We start from the raw sequence: 19141 nt of genomic DNA on the forward strand, positions 1-19141 counted from the left end.
AATGCCCTTGTCATGGTTTGAGGTTTTTATAGTTCTGGCGGCTTCCGCCTGTTTCAGCTATTATGCTTTCTGGCCTTTATTTATCCTCCCTTTTCTCTTTCTCCTGGCAGGAGGAATCTGGGGTGGGAAGTACTCTCTGAGGTCTTATAGCGCTCTAGCCCTCTTTTTAATGGCGGTGTTGTTTTTTAACTGGATGCAGATGCCGGTACCGCTTGATTTAAGAATACAAGACGGAGTGGTTTTAACTGGCCGGGTGGAGACAGTTCCCGAATTTGATGGAAATAGGAGCAGTTTTGTACTTAAAAGCAAAGAGCCCGAAAGGGCTATGAAGAAAATTCAAGTATTCTGCAACTTCGAGGCAGCAGTGCAGAAGGGCGAAGAAATATCATTGCGGGGGGATTTAAAGCTTCCCCGTCCTCCCGGAAACCCCGGAGAATTCGATTACCCGCGCTATCTATCCTATAGCGGGATTTATTATTTGATGTCGGTTAAAGAAAAAAATGCTATTGCGGTAATTTCCGCTCCGGGACGGTCGGAATGCTTTTTTGCCGCTATTCGAAACTCGGGAGAAAAAATTATTAAGGATCGCCTTCCCGCGCCGGAAGCGGCCATCCTTCTGGGAATGCTGCTGGGCAAAACCGATGATATGGCTCCCGAACAATACCGGGACTTTCAGAAAAGCGGGATAGTACATATTTTTTCGGTCTCCGGGCTTCATGTGGGCTTTTTTCTTTTGCTGATGGCCTGTCTTACTTCCCTCTGCCGAATGTCTCCAGGAATGAAGCTGGTGGTTACCGGCATTTTTCTTTTGCTTTATGCCTCGGTGGTAGCTTGGCCGGTATCGGTAATTCGTGCGGTGATAATGGCCATTGTAGGACTGCTGGCCTATTATTCGGGGAGAGAAAATGCTCTTCTTAACGGTCTTGGATTGGCCGGAACCATAATAATCGTGAGTGATCCTTTTGCTCTATTCAAAATTTCCTTTCAGCTATCTTTTATGGCCACCTGGGGTCTGCTTTACCTTTTCCCCCTCTTGAAAAAAAGACTTCAATATACGAATCGCCTCTGGGATTTACTCCTTATTCCTTTATCGGCGCAACTGGCCGTACTCCCTCTCACAGCCTACCACTTTAACCTGTTCAGCCCGGTATCTTTATTGAGCAATGTACTTACCTCTTATCTATCCGGAGCCTGCGTAATCCTGGGTTTGCTGGCTTTAATGCTGGCCGCTGTCTGGCCCTGGCTGGCCGGCATATTCCTCTACCCGGCCGGGTTTTTTATTGAATTGATTATGGGCTTGAATAGCGCCGTCTTGAAGCTGCCTCTGGCTTTCTGGTGGGTTGCAACTCCATGCTTTATCCTGATAATCGTCTATTATCTTGGCCTGCTCCTTCTGGCTCTATCCTGGAGTAAGAACTACAGAAAAAGGGGATTCGGATATACTGGGCTTTGCCTGATACTGCTCTTTATTCTGCTAATATCATTACCCGCCAGCCTGTACCAGCAGGGGGTAATGGAGCTTGTGTTAATCGATGTGGGGCAGGGGGATAGTATTCTTTTAAAGAGTCCCGGAGGGAAATTTGTCCTGGTAGACGGTGGGGGCAGTCATTATTCTGATCCGGGCAGCAAGAAATTGCTTCCATACTTGCATCATCGCGGTATAAGGAAAATTGATGTGATTATTAATACTCACCCGGATATAGACCATCTCCAGGGATTAGAGAAAGCCAGTAAAGGGCTCAGCGTAGCTCATATTGCTTTACCTTATTGTTTTAAGGAGGCCGAAGAATATGAGGAACTCAAGGGGATTGCGGCCAGGAAAAACATTCCGCTAATCTTCCTGAAAAGCGGCCAGCGGCTCAGCCTGGAAAAAGGATGCGAACTGACCGTTCTTTATCCAGAAGAAGAGCTTTATCATGGAAACCACTATAATAATAAATCGCTGGTCTTGTACTGCCAGTACGGAGCTTTCTCCTTTTTATTGACTGGTGATGTGGAGAAAGAAGGAATGCAGGAATTGCTGCAGCAGGGAAATTTGGGGACAAGTACTGTGCTAAAGGTGCCACACCACGGCAGCAAAGGCTCCCTTTTGCCGGAATTTTACCGAGAGCTTAATCCCCGCTGGGCCATTATTTCCGCCGGAGCCAACAACAGCTTTGGCCACCCTCATGCCAGCGTGTTAAAAGAACTTCAAGAACAAGGGATAGAGGTTTTGCGCACGGATGAGGACGGTGCCATAGTTTTTCAGAGCAATGGCCGCTGGGTTAAAATAAAAACCGGGGCGAAAGGGCAATCGATTTAAATAGCTATTTCACCCCGATCCTTTGCAGTATCCGGTTCAGGGCCTTTTCGCTATTTATTTTTACTGCTTCAGCATCAATAGTAAGCAGGGCAGCATTCTGCATCAAGAATCTCCCGTCAACCATAGTAGCCCGGACATCACTGGACAGAGCCTGATAAACCAGTTGGCTGTAAACACTGCTATGTGTAGCCGGTTGGTTATGCCAGTGCCCCAGATTGACAATAGCTAAATCGGCCTTTTTTCCAGGTTCCAGGCTGCCGATCTCTTCTTCTTGTCCCATGGCCTGTGCGCCACCCAGGGTAGCCATCTCGAACACCTTTTCCGCCGGCATGCTGGTAGGACCGTAGAAAGGTTTATGAATCAAAGCGGCCAGGCGCATTTCCATGAATTGGCTGAGATTATTATTGCAGGGGGCGCCATCGGCACCCAGAGAGACCCGGGCTCCCATATCCAACAAGGGCGGAACCGGAGCCAGCCCGGAAGCCAGTTTAAGATTGGAGGCCGGACAGTGGACCACATTGACCTGCTTTTCGGCCAGGATTTTCATTTCTTCCTCGTTTATATGAATGCAATGAGCCAGTATTGCTTTTTCGTGGCACAAACCCAGTTGTTCAAAGTAGAGAATATTTCGTAAACCTTGTTGTTTTTTTACTATTCTGATTTCACCCCGGTTCTCCGAAGCATGGCTGTGTACGGGGATATTGAATTTATCTGAGAGCTGGCTGACTTCCCGGAGCAGTTCCTCACTGCAGGATACCGCGAAACGAGGACAAAAGGCATAATGTATGCGTCCCTCTTCCTGGCCGTTCCAGCGCTCGAAAAGATCCATGCTTTCCTGCAAGGATTTCTCCCGTGAGTCTATCAGCTCTTCCGGAACCTCATCCCCGCAATCCATCATGCATTTACCTCCCAGATAGCGTAACCCTGATTGTTTTACCGCTTCAAACAATGAATTGCTATGCCTAACCGTACCCATATCTATAATGGAAGTGGTAGCTCCGGAAATGAGTTCGGCTGATGCCAGGAGGGCGGAGTCATAAAGGGATTCTTCGTCATGAGCTGCTTCCAGGGGCCAGATGCGTTGTTTCAGCCAATCCATCAGCTCCATATCATCCGCTAATCCCCGGAAAAGGGTCTGGCAAAGATGAACATGGGATTGTATGAGGCCAGGGATTACCAGCATGCCCGCAGCGTCTATTTCCTGCCGGGCCTCATATTCCTTCAGCTCCCCTATTTCCTTTATCCGGTCGCCTTCTATCAGGATGTCCGCTCGCAGTATATCTCGCCTGGAGTTCATGGTAACCAGGGTTCCGTTACGGATTATGGTTGACACGAATATCCCTCCCTTTCATTCTGACCATCAGTTCCATCCAACAAGTCCAGCAATTCCTCTTGATAGTCGTTTTTAAGCAGAATAAATAACAGGTCTTGGGCTTTTATAACGGTATCTCCCCGGGGGGTTATTATTTCCTCCTGCCGCACAATGGCAGTTACCAGGCTGTCCTGGGGCCAGGGTATATCCTGCAGGCTATGGTTAACCAGCCAGGAGCCTTTATCAACGCTATATTCCAATAGTTCGCTCTGCGTCTCCTGCAAGGCAATCAGCTCAAAAGAAAAAGGATTGCGAGTCTTGCTGCCTGCCAGCAAACCCAGCTTTTTGGCCACCAGGTCAATACTGGAGCCCTGAATCAAGGCCGACAATAATACTACGAAAAAGACCACATTAAAATAGTAACTGCCTCCTTCTAATCCTTCAACATAAGGATATGTTGCCAGTACAATCGGGACTGCGCCCTTGATTCCTCCCCAGCAAATAAAGAGTTTTTCTTTTAAACTGTATTTCCAAAAAATTGTGCAAAGGAAAACCGCTACCGGCCGTGCTATAAAAGTTAAGATTACAGCAATAATGATACCATGCTGCCAGTTTTGTAGCAGATTTGATGGAAATACCAACAGCCCCAGCATCAAGAATAAAACCACCTGACTGAAGGTGGACAGACCTTCGATAAATCTGGTGATGCTTTGTTTATAAACGAACTCCGCATTTCCTATGTAGCAACCAGCGATAAACACGGCTAAAAAGCCATTGGTATTTAATTCATCCGCCAGACCATAGCTTAAGAAGCAGAGACTTAAAATAAGAACATAATAAAAGCCGCCTGAATCAAGTTTAATCCGGTTTATCAAGTGTGGCGCGGTTTTCCCCAGCAAATAACCTATGCTTAAACCGGCCAGTATCTGCCAGAGCAGTTGGCCTAAAAAGAGCTGCCAACTGGTGATTTCTCCCTGCATAAAACTGATAATAGTAATGGTTAGTATAATAGCCATGGGATCGTTGGAAGCCGATTCTACTTCGATTGTGGCAGCAGTTTTGGGCTCTATGCGCTTATTGCGGAATATAGCAAATACTGCGGCAGCGTCTGTTGATGATACAATTGCCCCGATTAAGATGGCTGATTCCCGGGGCAAGCCAATCAGCAGGTGGGACAACAGACCCAGGGTAACAGCCGTTACCATTATCCCCAGGGTGGCCAGAGAAAATGCGGGCCGGAACGCTAAACGCAACAATTCCTTTTTAGTGCTGAACCCGCCTTCAAAGAGAATAATAATCATGCAGGCAATGGCAATTTGTTGTGCCAATACCGGGTCATCAAATTGTATGAGCTTAAAACCATCGCTTCCAAAAATCATGCCCAGAGCTAAAAAGATTACCAGGCCGGGAACTCCAAAGCGAGCAGACATTTTACTGGAAAAGGTAGCAATAAGAAGCAAAACCGCAAAAAAGAATAGCATTGTTACCCCCGTGCTATGTCAATTGTTCTTTAACTATAGTATTAAGATTACCACAGTTTCCAAGCAGTTTATAAATTCTTGGCTAAAAAGGAAACAGATAAGGTCCAAAAAATACTGCATTAAACTCCGGGGAGGTAGTATTACGCCGACTGCTATCCGGTCTAGAATTGCCCTGCTTAAGCACCTGGGGTATAATCGTGTCAAAAGATAGCAAAAAGACAGCAGTATTCATTGGTTTTTATAAATATACCGCTCGCCAATGCTTGCTTTGTATATTTATGCAACAAAAGAGTTTTTGCAGTGGAGTCATTTAAGTAAACTTCCTCACTGCACTACTAAAGGGAAAGGAGATAAGAAAGATTATGTCAGAAGAATCAAAAATATTTGATAATGGTTTTTTTAAGAATACAGTTATGGAGGTTCTGGGGATTGAAATAAGCGAATTTTCCCAGGAACGGGTAGTGGCTGCTATGCCCGTAACCCCCAGGACCCATCAACCGTTTGGTTTTCTGCATGGTGGGGTATCGCTGGTAGTGGCTGAGACGGTAGCCTCAGCCGGTAGTTATCTTTTTATTGACGTGGAAAAACAACGGGCTGTGGGCCTGGAAATAAACGCTAATCATATTCGCAGCAAGCGCGATGGAATGATAAAAGCTGTAGGGATTCCGATTCATGTAGGGCGCAGCACCATTGTTTGGGATGTCCGGATTTATGATGAGGCCGGGGATATGCTCTGTATTTCCCGCTGTACCGTAGCGATAATCGAATTGCGGGATGAAAAGCAATAGTACAGCGAAAGGAACGAGTATCTTATGAGCAAGAATCGGATTTATTTTCTTTGGGGTGAAGAGGGTTATTTGATTGACCGGGAGCTGGAAAGGATTGCGGCGCTTATGAGCCGGGAAAGTGGCGAAGAAGTAGAAACTGCTTTTCTGGATGCAGATGAGCTGAATGCCTATGAATTGCTGGAAGCCCTGGAATTCAGTCCCTTATTCTCTTCGCAGAGGCTGGTGATAATAAAGCGGCCCTGGTGGTTGGGAAAAGCCAAAAGACGGGGGGGTAAAACCGCCGAAATAGAGAAAATATTCTTGGATTACCTGCAGCATGACATGGAGGGGCAGGTACTGGTGCTGACCGCCAATGAACATAGTGCTACTAATCCCCTGGTAAAGATATTGGATCGTGAGGCCACCGTAATCGCTTGCAAATCCCCCGGCCCCCAGCAACTGTCGGAATGGATAAATAAGGAGTTCGCTTCCTATGGTTTGAAGGTAGAAAAGTCCGCCGCCAACCTGATGGCGAAAAGTGGACAGGATATGTATTACCTGCAAAATCTCATTGATAAAACCGCCTTGCTGGTAAAGGGGCGGCCGGTAAAAATTGCCGATATTGAAGGAGAACTGGAGACAAAAGCTGAAATCAAGGTATTCAAGTTGAGTGATGCTTTATTGAAGCGCAACCTGAAGGCTTCTTTCCAGGCCTATAATCAATTACTGGTACAGGGAGAACACCCGATTTTATTTCTTTATATTATTGTGCGCCAGTTCATGGCCCTGGCCAGAGTCAAATACTATAGTGAAGAATCATATGGCAGCAGGGAAATAGTGGCACAAACAGGTTTGCATGAATTCATGGTAAAGAAAATGTTGGATAATGCTCGCAATTTTAGCTGGGATGAGCTGCGGCAGTTATTTCAAATATTTCTGCAAACGGATGTTAAATTTAAGAGCAGCAGCCTGGATGATAAAATGCTTATGGAAGCCCTGATAGTGGAAATCTGCAGCAAGAGGTAAAAAAATAAGAACCTGCCCGGAGACAGGTTCTTGCTTACTGGCTAATACTATTCAGCTTTTTACTCAAAGCTGATTTTTTTCTGGCTACATTATTCTTATGAAGTATTCCTTTGGTGATGCTCCTATCTAAAAGGGAGGTTACCTGCAACAGTTTGTTGCTGGCTGTATCCAAATCCTCCGCAATTATTGCATTTTCATATTGTTTAATGGTTGTTTTCAGCTTACTTTTATAAGCTTTATTTCTGAGCCGGTTGGCTTCTGCCCTACGAGCTCTTTTAGCGGGGGTTTTACTTTTGGCCACACTTTCACCTCCTTGTAAGTTGAAGACTAACAGGAATACTATAGCACTCCCCCAATTAAATTGCAAGAAAAAAAACTATGGTGCCAGGCACTTAAGTTGTTAAGTTATATTTTACCTCGTTTAAGCATCGGAAGAAACTGCGTAGCAGTTTTAACACAGCGCTGCAACGAGGCGGGGTGTTAGAACCTGTCGCCTAACATATTAATAGGAACCTGGCTGCTTAATGAAGCGAGGGACATATTTCGTCTCATTATATTAGAGCCCTTAATAAAGGAAAGACTATATTAAAAAGAACCGGGTTCTAATTATCTCTTGTCCACCATAAATTTAATAAGATATTTGCTAGTGGGGTGGACAGGGTGCACAAGAACTATTTTGGGACTTTTATAAAAAGCATCTTCCTTATGCAATTATTTTTATTGGTTTTGATAACCGGGGTTAGTGCTGAAATTAGCAGCCCCTATCTGGAGAAGATGCCGGCTTTCAATATACAGAATATCTTGCTGCCTTTTAAAGGAATCGAGCTGAATAAAAAGCAGGCAGCCAGTCTCTTCCGGGAAGTAAATGTGGTTTTTGCCGGGGAAAAGACTTCTTTTCCTATGACAAGGTATTATTTTAAGGAGAAGATGCCGGAAGATTTGATGATATCCAGTATCCAGGCCCTGGCCTATGGCCGCAGCGAAGAAGATCTCCGGGAGAACGAGGGGGAATTCGAAGTTCAATTGCCCGAAGTTGAGCCGGAGCCGCTGGAGGAGAGCCGGGATATTGATTATAGCAGCTTTTTTAAAGGCTGCAAGGTAGTGTTTTATTGTACCCATAGTGCCGAATCATACATTCCTGATAGCGGAAGGGCCCGTTGCGACGGGCAAAGGGGGTTGGTCAATGAGGTGGCCAGGAGTATTAGTGAATCATTAAGCAAACGGGGATTGCCGGCTGAATTCGAAGACCGGGTTCATGATTTTCCCGATTACAATAAGAGTTATACCAACTCCCGGGAAACGGTACAAAAAATACTCCAGTCCAATAATAAATTGCTGGCCTTGTTTGATATTCATCGCGACAGCATACCCGGTCTGGAAAAAGCCGAGACCGTAGAAATAGACGGAAAGAAAAGCGCTCGTATTCTAATAATTGTCGGAACCGATGAGCGCAAAAGCCATCCGGAATGGCGGAAGAACTTGGAATTTGCCCAGGAAATCTATCGTCAGGGGGAAAAGAAATATCCTGGTCTGATAAAAGGGATCAGAACCAAGGCTGGGACTTATAACCAGGAATTTTTTCCCCGGGCCTTGCTGCTGGAGTTCGGTGGTGATTTAAACTCTTTGGCTGAGGCCCACTATGCAGGAATGCTTTTTTCTGATATCTTAATCGAAGTGTTAAAGGAGGATTTATAATTCGGATGCTAAAGTTAAAGCGGTTCTTTTTGATCTTTATTTTGCTAGTACTATTTATTAGTGGGCTTAATATTAGCAATCAGGGAATAAACCACCTTACTCTGGACAATCGCGGCCCTGTATTTGCCTGTAATTACGAGCAGGGCAGCTTAAATTTGCAGTTATTATCCCGGGATTATAAAGTTTCTCCGGAGTTGCTGAATTGCGAGTGGCAGCTTTTACGGCAAAGCGCAAAAAATCATGGTCAGCAGGCAGTACAATATTTGAATAAATCATGGCTAATATTTAAGGCGGTATTTCTATAAATCGCTCCTGCTTGGTTAGCAAGAGTAGGGGACACAAGGGGATGGTTCTTTTATGTGGGAAAACACGACACAAGGGAGTTCTCTTGTGTTATGGGAAGGTGAGGCACAGGGGGACAACACAAAAGAACTGTCCCCTTGTGTTAATTGGAGTTGATAGTATTTGAGCGAAAGGGGAAGAAATGTAGCTCGGGCCGCGGTTCTGCTCATGATCACGGTAATACTGTCAAGGATCTTGGGCTATGGCCGGGAAGTAGCTCTTTATACTCTATTTGGACAGGATTATATTACTGATGCCTACCGGGCCGCCTTCTCCATACCGGATTTTATTTACATGCTGCTGGTGGGCGGGGCTTTGAGCTCGGCTTTTATCCCGGTTATCTCTACTTTTGTGGCTCGCGATCAGGAAGAGGATGCTTGGCGTTCCGCCAGCATTGTATTAAACTATGTGCTTTTGCTGATGCTCTTTATTATGGCCCTGGCCTATCTGTATACCCCGCTATTAATGAAGATACTGGTTCCCGGCTTGCCTGCCCAGTACAGCGACCTGGCGGTATATCTTACCCGCATCATGTTCATTCAAACCTTTTTTATGGCCCTTAACGGGATGGCCATGGGGATATTAAATTCATTTCATCATTTCTGGGCTCCAGCCTGGGGAAGCCTGCTCTACAATCTGATGATTATTGTGGTGGGTGTTGGTCTGGTGGAACAATTGGGCATTGCTGCTTTTTCCCTGGGAGTGGTTCTGGGTGCTGTTGCCAACTTTGTGGTGCAGATTCCCACCCTGCGCCGCCTGGGGATGAAATACTATTTTTCATTTGATTATAAAGACCAGGGCTTTCAGGATATTATCCGGCTCATGGTGCCGGTTTTGGCCGGGCTGGGAGCAGTACAAGTAAGCCTTTTCGTGACCCAGAACCTGGCTTCGAGCCTGGCTGCAGGAACAGTAAGCGCACTCAGCCTGGCGCAGCGGATAGTAAATCTTCCTCTGGGAATTTTTGCGGTATCTTTGGCAGTAGCGATTTTCCCTACGTTGACCCACCTGGCGGCCCGAGGAGAAATAGCCCAGTTTAAACGTAGCAGTTCCCTCGCTCTGAGAGCTGTTTTTTTGCTTACCATCCCGGCTTCTCTTGGTTTAATGGCCCTGGGCGAGCCAATAATTAGACTGCTTTTTGAGCAGGGGCGATTTTCTGCCACCGCGGTGGCCATAACCAATGAGGCTCTTTCCTTTTATTGTTTTGGTCTTTTTGCCTACTCTTCCTTGCAGGTTCTAAACCGCAGTTTTTATGCTTTGCATGATTCTTTTACCCCGGTTGCCGCTGCCTTTATCACTATCGCCGCCAATATCCTGCTTTCTTTAAACCTGGTGGTTACTATGGGGCATAAAGGTCTGGCCCTGGCCTATTCGCTTTCAGGTTTGGCCGGTTTCATCTTTTTAATGCTGGCTTTACGAAAAAAACTGGGCCAACTGGGAGGAGGCAGGATTGTCGGCAGTTTCCTCATTTCCCTGGGGGCCTCCCTGGTGATGTGGTTTCTGCTGCGCTTGTTTACCGGGAGAATGCTGGTGTTTTGGCCGTTGATGGGCAAGCTGCAGCTTCTGATGCTGGTAGGCGGAGGAGTTTTTTTCGGTGCTATTGTTTATGGTCTTATTATTTATTTCTTTAAACTGGAAGAGTCCCAATTACTGCTTAATATGCTCCGGCAGCGCCTGTCGAAAAACTCCTGAAACCCCATCAATTGAACCGCCGTGCTTAATCAGTTATAATTTGATAAGCTCTGAAATAGGAAGACGGAAGACGGAAAGGTCGCCAGACAAGCCGCAGGTGTTGCCCATGCGTAGCGCCCTGTCGGGCACAACTGATGCTCCCTTCGGTAGCTTTTAAGGTTGAGCGGTATATTTATACAAGCCAATGAGTATTAATAACTTTTTGTAGTAAAATCGTATTTTAATTTCATAAAACACCTGGAGGTTAAAATTTGCAGAAGAATATTAGGAATTTCAGTATTATAGCTCATATAGATCACGGTAAGTCCACCCTGGCGGACCGCTTGCTTCATTTGACCGGGGCTCTCAGTGATAGGGAAATGAAAGAACAGTTTTTAGACAAGATGGAACTGGAAAGGGAAAAGGGCATTACCATCAAGCTTAAACCGGTAAGACTCAATTATCGGGCCCGGGATGGGCAGGAATACATTCTTAATCTGATTGATACCCCGGGTCATGTTGATTTTTCTTACGAGGTTTCGCGCAGCCTGGCCGCCTGTGAAGGGGCCTTGCTGGTGGTTGACGCCTCTCAGGGGATTGAAGCGCAGACCCTGGCCAATGTCTATATGGCTATGGACCTGGATTTGGAAATAATAGGGGTAGTCAATAAAATCGACCTGCCCGGAGCGGAACCGGAAGTTGTGAAACAGGAGATGGAAAATGTACTGGGGCTGGACCAGGATGAGGTTTTGCCTATTTCGGCCAAACTGGGTACCGGAGTGGAAGATGTCCTGGAAGCGATAGTGGAGAGGATTCCCCCTCCTTCCGGCGATAAGGAAGCAGCTTTAAAGGCCTTGATATTCGACTCGTATTTTGACCCATACAAGGGGGCCATATCCTACATCAGGGTAGTAGAGGGTGAACTGCGCCAGGGTGACATGATTCGTATGATGTCCAGCGGCAAGGAATATGAGGTAGACGAAATAGGAGTCTTATCTCCTTATATGACCGAGGTTGAAGTTTTGAGCTCAGGTGAAGTAGGCTATGTGGCGGCGGGAATGAAAAATGTAAATGATACCCGGGTTGGCGATACCATCACTGGGGCCAGGCGGGCAGCCCCGGAGGCATTATCAGGATATCAAGAGGCAAAGCCTATGGTTTATTGCGGGCTTTATCCCCTGGAGAATAGCGAATTTGAGCGTCTGCGCGATGCGCTGGACCGCTTAAAACTAAACGACGCTTCCCTTTTTTATGAACCAGATAACTCTGATGCTTTAGGCTTTGGCTTCCGCTGCGGCTTTTTGGGCCTTTTGCACCTGGAGATCGTCAAGGAGAGACTGGAAAGAGAATATGACTTAAGCCTGCTGGCTACGGCTCCCAGTGTAATATACCGGGTACTGCTGACTGATGGCAGTGAAGTTATGGTGCAAAACCCCACCCACTGGCCTCCCCCGCAGAAAATTGACCGGGTGATGGAACCCTATGTCAAAGCTTCTATAATGGTTCCCAACGATTATGTAGGGACGATAATGGAACTCTGCCAGGAAAAGAGAGGCAGTTTTATTACTATGGAATACTTGACCTCCAGCCGGGTAGTTATTAATTATAGATTGCCCCTGGCTGAGATTCTCTATGATTTTTTTGATGCCTTGAAATCGCGAACCCGCGGTTATGCTTCATTGGACTACGAATTTCATGGTTTTGACACTTCAGATCTGATCAAACTGGATATCATGCTTAATGGGGAAGTAGTAGATGCCTTGAGTTTTATTGTTCATGAGGACAAGGCCTATTACCGGGCGCGGGCTATAGTAAACAAATTAAGAAAGATAATACCTCGCCAAATGTATGAAGTAGCCATTCAAGCAGCAATCGGCAACCGGATTCTAGCCCGGGAAAACATCAAGGCCATGCGCAAGGATGTTCTGGCTAAATGTTACGGTGGCGATATAACCCGTAAAAAGAAGCTATTAGAGAAACAAAAAGAGGGGAAAAAACGGATGAAGCAGATTGGCCGGGTCGAAGTACCCAAAGATGCCTTTATGACGGTGCTGGACATTGAAAATGAGTAATGAAAACGAAAAGATAAGGTGAATAGTGAGAGCTATATTATGAAGAAAAAGCCTGCCGGGCTATACATTCATATACCCTTCTGCCTGAAAAAATGCGGCTATTGCGATTTTTATTCCCTGCCGCTCCAATCCCCGGCCCAGCTTCAGCGCTACACCGCTGCTATACGGCTGGAAATAGAAAAGCGTGCGATCTTGTTCCCGGATAGCATCATCTTAAGCATTTACCTGGGAGGAGGCACCCCCAGCCTGCTTGGCCTGGAGCAACTGCAGAGCATAGTGGAGGCGGTTGTTCATAATTTTAATGTTAGCAGTAATGCCGAAATAAGCCTGGAAATGAATCCAGCCACAAGGAGCGAAGGCTTTCTAAGAGGAATTCTGGCAGCCGGAGTAAACCGGATTTCCCTGGGAGTACAGAGTTTTTCCCCGGAGGAGTTGCGGGCATTGGGCCGTGTTCACGGTTACTGCGAGATAATGCAAAGCATAGAGGCTTTGCATAAAGAAGGATGCCAAAATTTTAACCTGGATTTGATTTATGGTATACCGGGACAAAGCCTGGAATCCTGGCAAAGGAACCTGGAACTGGCGGTTTCCTGTGGAGCGCAACACATTTCCGCCTATCTTCTGCAGTTGGACGAGAGCACCGCAATGGCCCGTGCTATAGAAAGCGGTGAGATGGAACTGCCGGGTGAAGAAAGTGAAAACGCCATGTACCACCTGGCTTTGGATTATCTGCCCGAAAAGGGATACAAGCATTACGAACTTTCTAACTTCTGCCAGGCTGGTTTTGAGTGCCGCCATAACCTGAACTATTGGTGCGGCGGGGATTACATTGGTATAGGAGCGGGAGCGGTATCCTGCATCGGCCGGCAAAGATATCGGAATCGACCGTTTTTAGAAAAGTACCTGATAAGCATGGAGGCAGGGCGGGTGGCACCGGTAGAAATACTGGAGCAAATGAGCGTTGAGGAGAAAATGCGGGAGGAAATAATACTGGCTTTAAGACTCTGCGATGGAATAGATTTAGCGCAGTTTGCCGCTAGATATCAGCTGGATTTGAGAAGACGATTTGCAGTTGAAATTGAAGACGCTGAGCAAAAAGGCCTGTTAAAACTGGGGAATAATCGGCTTTGTTTAACCAGAAGGGGGTATTTCCTCTCCAATCAGGTTTTTTGCCGTTTTATATGATGCTCCCCAGACTTGACAAAGGATTTTGCAGGTGATATTTTCATATTAAATAGCGATTAGCACTCAATAGAGGAGAGTGCTAACAGGCGGTGGTATTTATGACCCTGGATGAAAGAAAAAAGAGAATACTGGAATCCATTATCCGTGACTATGTGGAAACGGCGGAACCGGTAGGTTCCCGGGCTATGGTAAAAAAGCATGATTTAAAAATAAGCGCAGCGACAGTAAGAAATGAAATGGCGGATCTTGAAGACATGGGCTACCTGGAGCAGCCGCACACCTCCGCAGGTCGCATTCCTTCCGAAAGCGGCTTTCGTTATTATGTGGATTGCATGATGGAAAAAGAGCCCCCCGGAGAGAGGGAATACGCTTTATTGCAGCAATTATTTGAACAGAATATAGAAGATTGGGAGCAGGTGATTTTAGGGATTGCTCATTTTCTATCCCAGATGACCCGCTATGCTTCCTTTGTTATTGTTCCAGCAATAAAATTCACTGAATTTCGCAGCTTGCAGTTGTTTCCTCTGGATAAAGGCAAAGCCTTGCTCTTGCTGGTATGCGATATGGGGGTAATAATGCATCGTATTATTAGTATCCCTGAATTAATATCATCCCAGGATTTGCAGGCTATTACCGGCATGTTTAACCAGGCCTTCAGAGGCAAGCGGCTGGAGGAAGTAAAAAGAAGCGATTTGCAACTCATAAGAGAGAGCCTCAGCCAGCGCCGTAAGATAATTGATAATGCCCTGGAAGCTATAGATAACCTGTTGCAAAACTCCCGCGATGAAAAAGTAATGGTCAGCGGAGCCCTCAATATACTTAATGAACCTGAGTTTAAAGATATGGAAAAACTGAAAAGGATACTGAATGTTTTAGAAGAAGACGATTCACTACGGCAGATTATTCCGGGGGAACTGGGAGAAGCGGTAGACATAAAGATTGGCCGGGAGAACCCGTTGGAAGAAATCAAGGAAATGAGTCTGGTGGTGGCAGGGTATAAGTCTTTTGGCGAGCTGGGTAAGATAGGAGTGATAGGCCCGGTGCGCATGGAATATTGGAAAGCCGTAGGTACGGTGGAAACGGTGCGGGATATTATAGAAGACTATCTAAAGGGCTTAGGCTAGGGGGATCTATTATCCCCTGCAAACAAAGGAGGGAAATATGTCGGAAAACAAGCTGGCCAGACAAGAGAAATCAGATGACCGATTCCAGGCTCTTTTAAGCAACGCTAATGCTTCCCGGGCCATCTCACAGGCGGTGGAAGGCACCATTGGTCCCAAGGGCCTGGATATTATGATGGTGGATAGATTTGGTGATGTAGTTATCAGCAACGATGGGGTAACCATATTAAAGCTGATAGAAGTCAATCACCCTGCGGCCCGCATGATAATAAACACCGCCCGGGCCCAGCAGTCAGAGGTAGGGGACGGGACCACCACGGCTACCATTATTGCCGCTGCTTTGGTATCTGAGGGTATGGAACAGGTACTGAAAGGGGTACCGGTTACCCGGGTGATTGAAGGTATAGAACAGGGGATAGCTGCTGCTCTGAACCTGGTGAAAAAGCAAAGCCGGGCAGTGGAGTCCCTGGACGATAAAGTATTGTTTAATATTGCCGAGGTAGCCGGAAGGGGCAAACGTGATCTCGCCCGCCTGGTTATCAAGGGAGCGCAGCTGGTAGGGAAAAAGAAGCTTTTGGACCGGGACTACAAGTTTGCCGATGCGGTAGTAGCCCGAGAATTGGCACCCAGCCAAGTTTTTCGTGGAGTTTTGCTTAACAAGGAACCCGTGAACAAGGATATGCCCGCAGTTTTGGAAAATCCTCTGATACTGGTCATAGACGATGCCCTGGGGCCCGAAGAAATCGAACGGGAAGCTATGAAGAGCGAGAGTGGTTTCCAGTATTATCTGCAGGCCCGGGCCAACTACGAAGAAAACCTGCGTAAAATTCCCGAACTGGGTGTAAAAATGATAGTGGCCGACCGCGGTATTGATGATATGGCGGAAGAGTTCCTGACTGATGCAGGAATAATGGCGGTACAGCGGGTATCTTCCCGGGAAATCGAAAAGCTCTGCCAGCATACCGCTGCCCGGAAAATAAAAAGAAACGGTCTCAACCGGGATTTGGATAGCCTTAAGGGATATTTAGGCAAAGCTCGGATGGTTAAAGTAGATGAAAAGCTGCAGCATATATATGTATATGACGGTGGGGGAGAAAGTTGGACCACCGTTCTCATCGGTGCGGCTACGGAAGAAGTAGTCGAAGAGCGTGAACGCATGGCCAAAGATGCCGCCGCCGCCGTCCAGGCCGCAGTGCAGGGAGGGGTGGTTCCCGGAGGAGGGGCCACAGAGGTTTGGCTGGCAGCGCATATGGAAGAAGTGTCCCGGGAGCTTGAAGGCATGGCCTCCTTTGGCGTGAACTGTGTAAAAGAAGCCTTGCTCAAGCCGTTTTCCTGTTTGATAAGCAATGCCGGTTTCAACCCGCTGGAAAAGCTGGGGGATGTGGTGGTGGCCCAGAGAAAGAACGGCAGTGATTCCATCGGGATTGATTGTGAAAAGGGCAAATTGATGGATATGATGCGCCAGGGTATAGTTGATCCCACCCCGGTAAAGATTCATGCTATCAAAGCAGCAGGTGAGGTGGCAGTAGCTATCCTGAGGATAAATACCATTATTAAAATGAAAAATGATCCGGAACAGCCGGAAAGCACAGAGAACTGGGATTAGAGGTGATAAATTATGACTAAGGAAGAACTTGAACTGGAAAAGGAACAAGAACAAGAAATAATCGAAAGCGTTGAAGCATCCACAATTGTGGAGGGCGGAGAAATCCAGGCTCTTAAGGAAGAATTAGCCAGGCTACAGGAAGAAAAACAAGAGAACTATGATCTGTATTTGCGGGCTTTGGCCGAGCAAGAGAACATTAAAAAGCGGGCCGGCCGGGAACGAGAGGAATATATAAAATTTGCTGCCCTGCCCTTGATTAAAAGATTACTGCCGGTTATAGATGACCTGGATCGGGCTCTGGATGTTTCCCATGCCAATCAGGACTTGGAAGCCTTGAATAAAGGGGTGGAAATGATAGCCCGGAAATTGCATGAATTAATCAAAAACGAAGGCGTAGAGGCGATTGAAGCCGTGGGTAAACCCTTCGATCCCATGTATCACCAGCCGCTGATGGTGGAAGGCAGCAGTGAAGAGCAGGAGAACATGGTAATTGAGGAGTTTCAGAAGGGCTACATAATGCATGGCCGGGTTATTCGCCCCAGCCTGGTTAAAGTTAGCAACAGCTAGTTCCCCCTGAAGAAAACGGGAGAAAGGGGGAATGATGGCATAAATATGCAAAGAGGCCTTTGATATCCAAATCTCTCCTTTATGGGAGTTACTAGCTTAGATTATTATTGGAGGTGTGGCAAATGGGCAAGGTTGTAGGAATAGACCTTGGTACAACTAACTCAGTAATAGCCGTAATGGAAGGAAATGAAGCCAAAGTAATAAGTAATGCCGAAGGGGAAAGAATTACCCCCTCGGTGGTGGGATTTTCCAAAAGCAATGAAAGACTGGTGGGGAGGATAGCTAAACGCCAGGCCATAACCAATCCGGACCGAACGGTACTATCTATTAAAAGAAAAATGGGTACCGATTATAAAGTTGAAATAGATAATAAAAAATATACTCCCCAGGAAATATCCGCTATGGTTTTGCAGAAGCTAAAAACTGATGCGGAAGCTTATCTGGGTGAAAAGATTACCCAGGCGGTAATTACCGTTCCCGCCTATTTTACCGATTCCCAGCGGCAGGCAACCAAAGATGCGGGGAAAATAGCCGGGCTGGAAGTTCTGAGGATTATCAATGAACCTACCGCTGCAGCTCTGGCTTATGGGCTGGATAAGGACGAGAACCAGACCATCCTGGTATTTGACCTGGGTGGAGGTACTTTCGACGTGTCCATACTGGAAATCGGCGATGGGGTTTTTGAGGTCAAGGCTACCAGCGGCAATAATCGCTTGGGGGGCGATGATTTTGACGAGAGGATTATTAACTGGCTGGTAGAGGAATTTAAAAAAGAACAGGGAGTAGACCTTAGAAATGACAAGATGGCCATGCATCGCCTCAAGGAAGCGGCGGAAAAAGCCAAGCACGAGCTTTCCGGGGTGATGAGCACCGATATCAACATTCCTTATATAACGGCCACCCAGGAAGGTCCGCTGCATCTGGAAATATCCTTGACCCGGGCCCGGTTCGAAGAAATGACCGCCGACCTGGTGGAAAAAACCATGGGGCCTGCTCGCCAGGCTATGAAAGATGCCGGCCTAAAGACCAACGAGTTGGATAAAGTGATACTGGTGGGGGGCTCCACCAGAATACCCGCAGTACAGGAAGCAATAAAGAACATTACCGGACGGGAACCCTTTAAAGGAATAAACCCGGATGAAGTTGTGGCGGTTGGGGCCGCTATTCAGGCCGGAGTTTTAACCGGCGAAGTCACCGATGTGGTATTGCTTGATGTAACCCCTCTCTCCCTGGGAATCGAGACTCTGGGGGGGGTATTTACCCGAATAATTGACCGCAATACTACTATTCCCACGGCCAAGAGCCAGATATTTACTACTGCAGCGGATAACCAGACCTCAGTGGATATTCATGTACTGCAAGGAGAAAGAAAGATGGCTGGCAACAATGTTACCCTGGGGAGATTTCAGTTAAGCGGGATACCTTCAGCCCCTCGCGGAATACCGCAGATTGAAGTAAAATTTGATATAGATGTTAATGGCATAGTAAATGTGACTGCCAAAGATACCGCCACCGGCAAGGAACAGAGAATCACCATAACCTCTTCCAGCGGCCTGAACGATGAGGAAATCGACCGCATGGTAAAAGATGCCGAAAAGTTTGCCGAGGAAGATGAGAAACGCCTGGAGGAAATCGAAGCCCGCAATGCGGCGGATAGTATGATATACCAGGCGGAAAAGACTGTTAAAGAATACAGCGAAAAAATAGATGAGGAATCTAAAAAAGAGATTGAAGAGGCTCGCGATGAGCTAAAAACGGCTCTGGAGGGCGGCGATATCGAGGATATAAAAAAGAAAACCGAGTCTTTGACCGAGGTAATTTTCAAATTTACCACCAAAATGTATGAAGAAGCCGCCAAAAATGCGGAAGCTGGTGCAGGTTCTTCTGATGCTGGCGATGGTGAAGTTTTTGATGCTGACTACAATGTGGCAGATGACGAAAAAAAGGAAGACTAGTTTTCTGCTGCCAGGGCATATTTTACTAGGGGAGAGGGTGAT

At 46.7% G+C, this 19141-nt stretch carries 15 protein-coding genes; 12 read left to right on the plus strand and 3 right to left on the minus strand.

What is annotated here, in order from left to right; genetic code table 11:
* The first annotated feature begins 1 nt into the window (after window position 1).
* On the plus strand, window positions 2-2302 hold the full coding sequence (locus AWB54_RS09650; RefSeq protein WP_061214399.1) for a DNA internalization-related competence protein ComEC/Rec2: 2301 nt from the start codon (window positions 2-4) through the stop codon (window positions 2300-2302).
* A gap of 4 nt (window positions 2303-2306) precedes the next feature.
* Here the strand turns inward: AWB54_RS09650 and AWB54_RS09655 are convergent, their stop codons facing one another.
* Both AWB54_RS09655 and AWB54_RS09660 read right to left on the minus strand, forming a co-directional pair.
* Window positions 2307-3635 carry a 5'-deoxyadenosine deaminase gene (locus AWB54_RS09655; protein ID WP_082736141.1) on the minus strand — a complete coding sequence of 443 codons (1329 nt, stop codon included), beginning with the start codon at window positions 3633-3635 and terminating at the stop codon, window positions 2307-2309.
* Window positions 3623-5095: a potassium/proton antiporter gene (locus AWB54_RS09660; protein ID WP_061214400.1), complete on the minus strand. Its 1473-nt coding sequence runs from the start codon at window positions 5093-5095 to the stop codon at window positions 3623-3625. The genes AWB54_RS09655 and AWB54_RS09660 overlap by 13 nt, the downstream gene beginning before the upstream one ends.
* A 362-nt stretch (window positions 5096-5457) precedes the next feature.
* Between AWB54_RS09660 and AWB54_RS09665 the strand changes: the two genes are divergently transcribed.
* Complete coding sequence (locus tag AWB54_RS09665; protein ID WP_061214401.1) at window positions 5458-5883, plus strand: hotdog fold thioesterase; 426 nt, start codon at window positions 5458-5460, stop codon at window positions 5881-5883.
* A 24-nt stretch (window positions 5884-5907) separates the two neighbouring features.
* Window positions 5908-6888, plus strand: coding sequence for a DNA polymerase III subunit delta (holA, locus tag AWB54_RS09670; protein WP_061214402.1), 981 nt, complete (start codon window positions 5908-5910; stop codon window positions 6886-6888).
* Window positions 6889-6922: 34 nt separating this feature from the next.
* On the opposite strand, the gene rpsT is transcribed toward holA, so the two are convergent.
* On the minus strand, window positions 6923-7189 hold the full coding sequence (gene rpsT, locus AWB54_RS09675) for a 30S ribosomal protein S20 (RefSeq protein ID WP_061214403.1): 267 nt from the start codon (window positions 7187-7189) through the stop codon (window positions 6923-6925).
* Window positions 7190-7548: 359 nt separating this feature from the next.
* Between rpsT and spoIIP the strand changes: the two genes are divergently transcribed.
* The 9 genes from spoIIP (at window position 7549) to dnaK (ending at window position 19099) form a co-directional block, all read left to right on the plus strand.
* Entirely contained in the window at window positions 7549-8583 is a 1035-nt protein-coding gene (gene spoIIP / locus AWB54_RS09680; RefSeq protein WP_061214404.1) for a stage II sporulation protein P, read from the plus strand.
* 5 nt (window positions 8584-8588) lie between these two features.
* A complete protein-coding gene (locus AWB54_RS09685) occupies window positions 8589-8888 on the plus strand; it encodes a hypothetical protein (protein WP_061214405.1) in 300 nt (99 codons plus the stop codon).
* Between the two features lie 160 nt (window positions 8889-9048).
* Window positions 9049-10614 carry a murein biosynthesis integral membrane protein MurJ gene (gene murJ, locus AWB54_RS09690; RefSeq protein ID WP_061214406.1) on the plus strand — a complete coding sequence of 522 codons (1566 nt, stop codon included), beginning with the start codon at window positions 9049-9051 and terminating at the stop codon, window positions 10612-10614.
* Between the two features lie 251 nt (window positions 10615-10865).
* Window positions 10866-12665, plus strand: coding sequence for a translation elongation factor 4 (gene lepA / locus AWB54_RS09695; RefSeq protein ID WP_061214407.1), 1800 nt, complete (start codon window positions 10866-10868; stop codon window positions 12663-12665).
* Window positions 12666-12704: 39 nt separating this feature from the next.
* A complete protein-coding gene (hemW, locus tag AWB54_RS09700) occupies window positions 12705-13850 on the plus strand; it encodes a radical SAM family heme chaperone HemW (protein ID WP_061214408.1) in 1146 nt (381 codons plus the stop codon).
* A gap of 98 nt (window positions 13851-13948) precedes the next feature.
* On the plus strand, window positions 13949-14974 hold the full coding sequence (gene hrcA, locus AWB54_RS09705) for a heat-inducible transcriptional repressor HrcA (protein ID WP_061214409.1): 1026 nt from the start codon (window positions 13949-13951) through the stop codon (window positions 14972-14974).
* 37 nt (window positions 14975-15011) lie between these two features.
* A complete protein-coding gene (locus tag AWB54_RS09710; RefSeq protein ID WP_061214410.1) occupies window positions 15012-16577 on the plus strand; it encodes a TCP-1/cpn60 chaperonin family protein in 1566 nt (521 codons plus the stop codon).
* Between the two features lie 12 nt (window positions 16578-16589).
* On the plus strand, window positions 16590-17144 hold the full coding sequence (gene grpE / locus AWB54_RS09715; RefSeq protein ID WP_061214411.1) for a nucleotide exchange factor GrpE: 555 nt from the start codon (window positions 16590-16592) through the stop codon (window positions 17142-17144).
* Window positions 17145-17266: 122 nt separating this feature from the next.
* Complete coding sequence (gene dnaK / locus AWB54_RS09720) at window positions 17267-19099, plus strand: molecular chaperone DnaK (RefSeq protein WP_061214412.1); 1833 nt, start codon at window positions 17267-17269, stop codon at window positions 19097-19099.
* Window positions 19100-19141: the final 42 nt, after the last annotated feature.

The sequence above is a fragment of the Syntrophomonas wolfei subsp. methylbutyratica genome (genome assembly GCF_001570625.1).
GTDB lineage: Bacteria > Bacillota > Syntrophomonadia > Syntrophomonadales > Syntrophomonadaceae > Syntrophomonas > Syntrophomonas methylbutyratica.

Coding starts and splice junctions, on each gene's coding strand:
- grpE (WP_061214411.1), top strand. CDS start 16,590: ATGACTAAGGAAGAACTTGAACTGGAAAAGGAACAAGAACAAGAAATA.
- AWB54_RS09710 (WP_061214410.1), top strand. CDS start 15,012: ATGTCGGAAAACAAGCTGGCCAGACAAGAGAAATCAGATGACCGATTC.
- holA (WP_061214402.1), top strand. CDS start 5,908: ATGAGCAAGAATCGGATTTATTTTCTTTGGGGTGAAGAGGGTTATTTG.
- hemW (WP_061214408.1), top strand. CDS start 12,705: ATGAAGAAAAAGCCTGCCGGGCTATACATTCATATACCCTTCTGCCTG.
- hrcA (WP_061214409.1), top strand. CDS start 13,949: ATGACCCTGGATGAAAGAAAAAAGAGAATACTGGAATCCATTATCCGT.
- AWB54_RS09685 (WP_061214405.1), top strand. CDS start 8,589: ATGCTAAAGTTAAAGCGGTTCTTTTTGATCTTTATTTTGCTAGTACTA.
- dnaK (WP_061214412.1), top strand. CDS start 17,267: ATGGGCAAGGTTGTAGGAATAGACCTTGGTACAACTAACTCAGTAATA.
- AWB54_RS09660 (WP_061214400.1), bottom strand. CDS start 5,095: ATGCTATTCTTTTTTGCGGTTTTGCTTCTTATTGCTACCTTTTCCAGT.
- AWB54_RS09650 (WP_061214399.1), top strand. CDS start 2: ATGCCCTTGTCATGGTTTGAGGTTTTTATAGTTCTGGCGGCTTCCGCC.
- AWB54_RS09665 (WP_061214401.1), top strand. CDS start 5,458: ATGTCAGAAGAATCAAAAATATTTGATAATGGTTTTTTTAAGAATACA.